This is a genomic window from Verminephrobacter aporrectodeae subsp. tuberculatae At4, from assembly GCF_000193225.1.
Classification (GTDB): Bacteria; Pseudomonadota; Gammaproteobacteria; order Burkholderiales; family Burkholderiaceae_C; genus Acidovorax; species Acidovorax aporrectodeae.
Map to the genome: position 1 here is coordinate 1 of NZ_AFAL01000704.1, position 7,742 is coordinate 7,742.

General features: G+C 64.8%; 9 protein-coding genes and 1 pseudogene. 2 read left to right on the forward strand and 8 right to left on the reverse strand.

All coding sequences use genetic code 11. From position 1 onward, the window contains the following. The 5 genes from VTU_RS0120000 to VTU_RS31970 form a co-directional block, all read right to left on the reverse strand. A partial coding sequence (locus VTU_RS0120000) for a type IV pili methyl-accepting chemotaxis transducer N-terminal domain-containing protein (RefSeq protein ID WP_010107872.1) occupies nt 1–1,635 on the reverse strand: 1,635 nt, incomplete at its 3' end. A 23-nt stretch (nt 1,636–1,658) separates the two neighbouring features. Continuing rightward, nucleotides 1,659–2,186 carry a chemotaxis protein CheW gene (locus VTU_RS0120005; protein ID WP_010107874.1) on the reverse strand — a complete coding sequence of 176 codons (528 nt, stop codon included), beginning with the start codon at nt 2,184–2,186 and terminating at the stop codon, nt 1,659–1,661. Between the two features lie 14 nt (nt 2,187–2,200). After that, nucleotides 2,201–2,566: a response regulator gene (locus tag VTU_RS0120010; protein ID WP_010107876.1), complete on the reverse strand. Its 366-nt coding sequence runs from the start codon at nt 2,564–2,566 to the stop codon at nt 2,201–2,203. An 11-nt stretch (nt 2,567–2,577) separates the two neighbouring features. Next, complete coding sequence (locus VTU_RS0120015) at nt 2,578–2,973, reverse strand: response regulator (RefSeq protein WP_029554591.1); 396 nt, start codon at nt 2,971–2,973, stop codon at nt 2,578–2,580. Between the two features lie 50 nt (nt 2,974–3,023). Continuing rightward, nucleotides 3,024–3,197, reverse strand: coding sequence for a rubredoxin (locus VTU_RS31970; protein ID WP_010107882.1), 174 nt, complete (start codon nt 3,195–3,197; stop codon nt 3,024–3,026). A gap of 109 nt (nt 3,198–3,306) precedes the next feature. Here VTU_RS31970 and thiD point away from each other — a divergent pair, with 109 nt between their 5' ends. Next, nucleotides 3,307–4,257, forward strand: coding sequence for a bifunctional hydroxymethylpyrimidine kinase/phosphomethylpyrimidine kinase (thiD, locus tag VTU_RS0120020; protein ID WP_029554592.1), 951 nt, complete (start codon nt 3,307–3,309; stop codon nt 4,255–4,257). Continuing rightward, a complete protein-coding gene (gene hemL / locus VTU_RS0120025; RefSeq protein ID WP_010107886.1) occupies nt 4,241–5,554 on the forward strand; it encodes a glutamate-1-semialdehyde 2,1-aminomutase in 1,314 nt (437 codons plus the stop codon). The genes thiD and hemL overlap by 17 nt, the downstream gene beginning before the upstream one ends. Nucleotides 5,555–5,627: 73 nt before the next feature. On the opposite strand, the gene purH is transcribed toward hemL, so the two are convergent. The 3 genes and pseudogenes from purH to VTU_RS0120040 form a co-directional block, all read right to left on the reverse strand. Then, nucleotides 5,628–7,211 (reverse strand): bifunctional phosphoribosylaminoimidazolecarboxamide formyltransferase/IMP cyclohydrolase, encoded by a 1,584-nt coding sequence (gene purH / locus VTU_RS0120030; RefSeq protein WP_010107888.1) that lies wholly within the window; start codon nt 7,209–7,211, stop codon nt 5,628–5,630. A 112-nt stretch (nt 7,212–7,323) separates the two neighbouring features. Continuing rightward, nucleotides 7,324–7,557 carry a helix-turn-helix domain-containing protein gene (locus tag VTU_RS0120035; protein WP_010107890.1) on the reverse strand — a complete coding sequence of 78 codons (234 nt, stop codon included), beginning with the start codon at nt 7,555–7,557 and terminating at the stop codon, nt 7,324–7,326. Next, nucleotides 7,554–7,742: pseudogene (locus VTU_RS0120040) on the reverse strand (tRNA dihydrouridine synthase DusB); the annotation flags it as partial. The gene VTU_RS0120035 and the pseudogene VTU_RS0120040, both read right to left, overlap by 4 nt.

Genomic DNA, 7,742 nt, shown 5'->3' on the forward strand with positions numbered 1-7,742 from the left:
CAGACCCGAGTCCGCCGCCTGCAGCGACTGGCGGGCGACGGTGGCCGACTCCTGCGCCTGCGTCGAGACCTCGTTGATGCGCGTCGCCATGTCCAGGACGGAGCGGCCGGTTTCACCAATTTCGTGCAGTTGCTCGGTGGACGCGGCCAGCAGCTCGGTCGAGGTGTTGTCCACCAGCGCCGTGGTTTGCGCCACCCGGGTCGCCGTGCTCTGCACGCTGCCCACGAGTTGGCGCAGCTCTTCCACCGTGTAGTTCACCGAGTCGGCAATGGCGCCGGTGATGTCTTCGGTCACCGTGGCCTCCTGCGTCAGGTCGCCTTCGGCAACCACCTGCAGCTCGTTCATCAAACGCAAAATGGCGGCCTGGTTGGCGTCGTTGATGCGCTTGGCCTCCTGCTCCTGGCGCCGCGCGTCCTGCTCCTGGCGCCGCGCGTCCTTTTGCTGGACTTCGGCAACCGCCTGGCGTGCCCGGCTGTCGAGCAACTGGACGCGCGCAATCCCGATACCGCAAAGCAGCGCGACCAGCGCTGCGAGCGCGAGCGCCACGAGTTCGGCAACGCCCAAACCGGCTTGCGCGGACAGCTTGTCCTGCAGGGTTTCGAGCCCGCGGCGCAGGGGCTCGCTCTCGACGTTGATCGCCGTCTGCGCCTCGCGCGCGGACACCAGCCCCTGGAGGTTGCTCAGAACGGGGCCTGCCTCGGAACGTATCTGTTCGTAGAACTTGAGCAGCGCCTGCAACTGCTCGCGCGTCTGCTCGTCGCGGGTGGCCATCAGATGCAGTTCGGGGCTGCCATCGAGCAGACCCTGGATGATTTCCCGGAACGTGTTCAGGTCCTTGCCCAGCAGGAACACGGCCTCGGTACCCACGCCTTCCACGTTGTTCAATTCATTCGCCGACTTGCCGATGCGCTGGGTCAGCATCACCATCTGACCCACGGCAGAGATTTCACCGGCGGGCGCGTTCTGCTGCAGTTTCAGCGACGAGACCGTTTCCGCGATTTCGAGCAGGTCGGACGACTGGCGGTTGATGCTGCGCAGCGCATCGCTGACCTGCAGCAGAACTTTCTGCTGGCCCAGCACGACGCCGGCGTTGCGCTCGGCCCGCTCCACGAGCGGATTCACCGTGCCCAGTTCCGGCTTGAACGGATCGCCCAGGGACTGCACGCCCAATTTCTCATCGCCCGCGCCAAGAGCGCGCACATTGCGCGCCAGCACGCCCGCGCTGTCCTGCACATCGGTGAAGGCCTGCGGGCTGCCCTGCATCGCCAGAGACGCCGATTTGGCCAGACGCTGCGACTGCATCAGCGACTGCCCGGTCGCCGTCAGTTGCTGGGCGACGCGGTCGGTCTGCCGCAGCACCCAGCCGGAAATCAACACCAGCGCCACCACCGCCAGCGTCAGCAGCGCCAGCAAGCGGCGCTGGTGCGCGGTGACGGTCGAGCGCCCGAACAGGGGCAGGGAGACGAGATCCACCTGCGGCGCGGCCGCTTCCGGGGGACGCGAATCCGCGCCGTCCTGCGCACTGCGCATGGCCCCGGGGGGATGTGGCTTGTGCCCAATTCCGGTATCCGCGGCGCCAGTGTCCGGCAAGGCGGGTTTCTGATTGAACAGTTTTCCAAATTTGACGACGGACATGGTGCGGCCTTACAGAGAAATACTCAAGCACTGATATTCAGGAAAACGGGGTGTTGGGCCAGAATCTGCAAATTCAGCTCCTGCCAGCGGGCGCCGTTGGAATCGATATAGGTGTTGCCAAAGAACGCGGGCGAATTTTCTGCGGGGGGTTCGGATGAAACGAAGGCATCGGTTCCGCGCAAACCCGTCAGGCGATCCACCAATAACGCCGCGTTCACCTCCAGCGCGGCGTTGAAGGACAGCAGACTGGCATCCGCCAGCGACTGCTCGGTGCGGTGCGGCGCAAAACCCATCAGACCCGCAAGATCCACGATGCCGACCAGACCGCCACGCAAATTGGCAACGCCGAGAAACCAGCGCTGGGTATAGGGAACGGCCTGGATCGAAACCCAAGGGAAAATTTCCCCCGAATGTCCCAGCGGCAGCAAATAGAAATTCCCGGCGGACTCCACGGCCAGCCAGGATGAAACGGACGCACCCGCGCCCCTTGCCGCCTGCAGGCGCTCGGCAAGCCGGGCTTGGAACTCTCGCAGGACTTCGCGGTTGGCCATGAGCGCGCTGCAATTCAGTTCAGAGAGTCGATCTTGGCCTGCAATTCGGCGGGATCCACCGGCTTGGTGATATAGCCGCGCGCGCCCTGCCGCATGCCCCAGACACGATCCGTTTCCTGGTTCTTGCTCGTGCACATGATAATGGGTACGTCGGCGTACAACGGATCGCGGGAAATGGCCCGCGTGAGCTGAAAACCGTTTTGTCCGGGCATTACCACGTCCATCAGGATCAGATCGGGCTTGTCTTCGGCAAGCCGGCGAAAAGCCTCTTCGGCATTTTCTGCGGTGCGTACCAACATGCCTTTTTTCTGCAGAATGTCCGTCAGGAACATTAATTCCGTCTTTGAATCGTCGACGATCAGTATTTTATGGATAGGCATTGAATTGCTCCTTATTGGGAATTTCCGAATTGCTGAACTGCTTGCAACAGCTGGTCTTTGGTAAATGGCTTGGTGAGATACTCCTGGCAGCCGACCATGCGCCCGCGCGCCTTGTCGAACACCCCGTCCTTGGACGAAAGCATCACCACCGGTGTATGCGAGAAACGGGCATTGCGCTTGATGATGGCGCAGGTCTGATAGCCGTCGAGCTTGGGCATGAGGATGTCGCAGAATATCAGCTGGGGCTGGTAATCGTTGACCTTGGCCAAGGCGTCGAAACCGTCAGCGGCGAGCAGGACTTCGTGCCCTCCCTGCTTGAGGAAAATCTCGGCACTTCGGCGGATGGTATTGCTGTCGTCCACCACAAGTACCTTGAACACATTGGAAGATGCGTTTGTTGTAGTCAATTGTTACCACTCCCTCGTGGAAAATAAACAACACGATAAGGAACCGCTCTTCAAATCTGAATCATCTCGAAATCTTCCTTGCGGGCACCGCATTCCGGGCAAGTCCAATTCATCGAAACCTGCTCCCATGGCGTGTTCGGTGCCAGGCCATGCTCAGGCGAACCGGCTGCCTCATCATAAATCCAACCACAAATCAAGCACATCCAGGTTTTAGGGGCGATCACAGCTTGAAGGGCCTTCACATAGAATCTGCGGATTAACGATTGTATTCAGTTATCTCCGCAGCCAGCAACTTCCGCAACCCCTTCGAACCCTCAGCACAGGACCCGGTCCATGGCCACCCAAGCCCCCTCCCCTCCTTCTGGAATCATAGTCCCTGAAGATGGCGCCGCGCAGGAAACGAGTCCGGCTTGTGTGCTCACGTTCAACGCCAGCGACCCCAGCGGCGCGGGGGGACTGACCGCGGACATCACGGCCATTGCATCGGTCGGCGGGCACCCGATGGCGGTGGTCACCGGCGCCTATGAGCGCGACACCACCGGGATTTTCGATCACTTCAGCTTCGACGACGAGGCGGTGACGGACCAGGCGCAGGCCGTTCTCGAAGACCTTCCCGTGCAGGCCATCAAGATCGGCTTCGTGGGCAGCCCGGAGAACATCAGCGCCATCGCCAGGATCACGACCGACTACGACGAGGTCCCGGTGATTGCCTACATGCCCAACCTGTCCTGGTGGCACGACGAGTTGATCGACGCGTACATGGATGCCTTTGAGAATTTATTACTGCCGCAAACCTCGGTGTTGGTTGGGAACCACAGCACCCTGTGGCGCTGGCTGCTGCCGGACTGGACCGGCAGCAGCAGCCCCTGCGCGCGCGACATCGCCCGGGCCGCATCCGCACTGGGCGTGCCCTACACGCTGGTCACCGGCATTCCCCTGCCCGAGCAGTTCGTCGAAAACGTGCTCGCATCGCCCCACGAGGTGCTGGGCAGCGGCAAGTACGAGCTCTTCGACGCCACCTTCTGCGGCGCGGGCGACACGCTGTCGGCCGCGCTCACGGCCCTGGTGGCCAGCGGCAACGGCCTGGGCGAAGCCACCGGCGAAGCGCTGAGCTACCTCGACCGCTGCCTGAGCGCCGGTTTCCGCCCCGGAATGGGGCATATCGTTCCGGACCGCATGTTCTGGGCCCAGTCTGACGACGGCGACGAGGAGGAAGCCGCTACCATCGACGAAGCGCAGACCATCGAAGGCTTCGTGATGCCCCCCCATGACACCAAACACTGATCTGAACATTGCGCTGTTCGAGCGCGCCCAAGCGCTCATTCCCGGTGGCGTGAACTCACCGGTCCGGGCCTTCCGGGCCGTGGGCGGGACGCCGCGCTTCATCCGGCGCGCGCAGGGCGCCTGGCTCTGGGACGCCAACGGCCAGCGCTTCATCGACTACATCGGCTCCTGGGGGCCGATGATCCTGGGGCACGCGCACCCGGCCGTGCTCGAGGCCGTGCACCAGGCCGCGCGCGATGGCCTGAGCTTTGGCGCCCCCACCGAACGCGAGTTGGAACTCGCCGAGGAGATCCTCGGCCTGCTGCCGTCGATGGAGATGATCCGCCTCGTGAGTTCGGGAACCGAGGCCGCAATGAGCGCCATCCGCCTGGCGCGCGGCGCCACGGGGCGCAGCAAATTCATCAAGTTCGAAGGCTGCTACCACGGCCACGCCGACGCGCTGCTGGTCCGGGCCGGATCGGGCCTGGCGACCTTGGGCACCGCCACCAGCGCCGGCGTTCCACCCGAAGTGCTGCAACACACCCTGGTTCTGGAATACAACGCCATCGAGCAGCTTGAGCAGGCCTTCGCCCTGCACGGCAGCGAGCTCGCCTGCCTGGTGATCGAGCCGATCGCCGGCAACATGAACTTGGTGCGTGCCAGCGTGCCCTTCATGCGCCGCTGCCGCGAGCTGTGCACGCAGCATGGCGCACTGCTCGTTTTCGACGAGGTGATGACCGGTTTTCGCGTGGCCCTGGGCGGCGCGCAGAGCCTGTACGCCCGGGAGATCCCGGGCTTCAAGCCGGATCTGACGGTGCTGGGCAAGGTGATCGGCGGCGGCATGCCCCTGGCGGCCTTCGGCGGCCCGCGCGCGATCATGGAGAACCTCGCTCCTTCGGGCGCGGTCTACCAAGCCGGGACCTTGTCGGGCAACCCGGTCGCCACGGCCTGCGGCCTGGCCACGCTGCGCCAGATCAAGGAACCCGGTTTCTTTGCCGCACTCGCGGCGCGCACCCGCGCGCTGGTCGAGGGCCTCGAGGGCGCCGCGGCGGCCGAGGGCGTGGCCCTGTGCGCGGACAGCGAGGGCGGCATGTTCGGCTTCTTCCTGCTGCCCGAACTGCCGCGCAACTACGCGCAGGTGCTCAGGAGCGACGGCGCGCGCTTCAACCGCTTGTTCCACGGCCTGCTCGCGCGCGGCGTCTGCATTGCACCGGCGCTGTACGAGGCCGGTTTCGTGAGCGCCGCGCACAGCGCGGATGACATCGCACAGACCGTGGCTGCGGCGCACGAGGTGTTCCGGGAGCTATCCAGGCAGTAGCTGAGAAAGCAGCGCCGGCCAGCGCCCGGCGCTGGATTGCGCGCAAACCGGGGCTGCGGCGCAGCCGTCGCCGTCAATGGCGAAAGTGGCGCACGCCCGTGAACACCATGGCCAGGCCGCGCTCGTTCGCCGCGTCGATCACCTCCTGGTCGCGCACCGAACCACCGGGCTGGATCACGCAGACTGCGCCCGCGTCGGCGAGCACGTCGAGGCCGTCGCGAAAAGGGAAGAAGGCGTCGCTCGCCACCACCGTTCCCTGCAGCGTCAGCCCGGCGTGCTGCGCCTTGACTCTGGCAATGCGCGCCGAATCCAGGCGGCTCATCTGGCCCGCGCCCACGCCCACGGTCATTGCGTCCTTGCAGAACACGATGGCGTTGCTCTTGACGTACTTCGCGACCTGCCAGGCGAACAGCAGGTCTTGCAGCGCTTCGGGGCCGGGCTGCTTGTGCGTCACGACCCTCAGGTCGCCGGGCAACAGCCGATGGTTGTCGGCCGTTTGCAGCAGCAGGCCGGAGCCGATGCGCTTGGCGTCGATCGCGTTGCACCCGGCTCCCGCGGCGGGCAGCACGATCCGCAGCAGGCGCAAATTCGCCTTGGAGCGCAAGACCTGGAGCGCTTCTTCGGTGAAATCAGGGGCCAGCAGCACTTCGACGAACTGCTGTCTCAGCTGCCGGGCGGCCGCGCCATCGACCCGGCAGTTGAACGCGATGATGCCGCCAAAGGCGCTGGTCGGGTCGGTCTGGAACGCCTTGCGATAGGCGCTCAGCGCGTCGCTCCCCAGCGCCACACCGCAGGGGTTGGCGTGCTTGACGATCACGCAGGCCGCAGCGTCAAAGCTCTTCGCGCATTCCCAGGCCGCATCGGCGTCGGCGAGGTTGTTGTACGACAGTTCCTTGCCCTGCAACTGCTCGGCCGTGACCAGCGCGCCGGGTGCGGGGTGCAGGTCGCTGTACAGCGCAGCCTGCTGGTGCGCGTTCTCGCCATAGCGCAGGTCCTGCAACTTGGTGAAGATGGCGTTGCTCTGGCCGGGGAACTGCACGCGGACCGGCACATGGCTGTCAAAGGGCTTGGCGGCGTCGAAGACCACCGCCGAGAGGTAGTCGCTGATCGCCGCGTCGTACTGCGCAATGCGGTTGAACGCCGCCACCGCCAGCGCAAAGCGCAGCCCGTCGCTCAAGCCGCCGCCGGCCTCGAGTTCCGCGAGCACGGCGGGGTACTGCGAGGAATCGGTGAGCACGCCCACGTCCCGCCAGTTCTTCGCCGCGCTGCGCACCATCGCCGGGCCGCCGATGTCGATGTTCTCGATGGCCTGCGCCAGCGTGCAGTCGGCCTGCGCCACGGTGGACTCGAAGGGGTAGAGGTTGACCACCAGCAGGTCGATGGTGGCGATGCCCTGCTCCGCGAGCGCCGCCATATGCCCGGGCAATTCGCGCCGCGCCAGCAGGCCGGCGTGCACCCCGGGGTGCAGCGTCTTCACGCGGCCGTCGAGCATTTCGGGAAAGCGCGTGACTTCGGCCACCTCGGTCACGGGCAGGCCCTGGTCGGCGAGCAGCTTGGCGGTTCCGCCCGTGGACAGGAGCCTGATGCCCCGCGCGTGCAGGGCCCGCGCGAATTCGACGATGCCGGTTTTATCCGAGACGGAAAGGAGTGCATTCATGGCGCGGTGCGAAAGGTTTGAAGGAAAACAGGCGCAGTCCCCAAGCCAGGGACGCCGCCAAACCGATTTTTCCAAGCCCCGGGTAGCCCCCCTCGGGGGAGAGGTGCTCCCGTCAGATCATCTTGTGCTCGACGAGCTTCTTGCGCAGGGTGTTGCGATTCAGGCCCAGCCATTCCGCAGCGCGCGACTGGTTGTAGTTGGCATGCGTCATCACCACCTCGAGCAGCGGTTTTTCCACCACGCGCACCAGCATGTCGTACATGTCATCGGGTGTCTCGCTGCCCAAATCGCGAAAGTAGCCTTGCAGGCTATCGCGCACGCATTCTTCTATGTGTCTCTTGCTCATGCGATCACTCTCTCCCATTGTTGTATGTCTGCACCCGCATCAACGACAGCGGGCAGCCGGTCCATACGTTGCCCCAGAACGTCCAGGTAGCCGTCCACGGCCTGCCACTGCGCGGCGCAATCGTCCAGCGCAATGACGCGCTGCCGAAACGCCGCGCCGCCCGGCAGCGCACGCAAATACCAAGC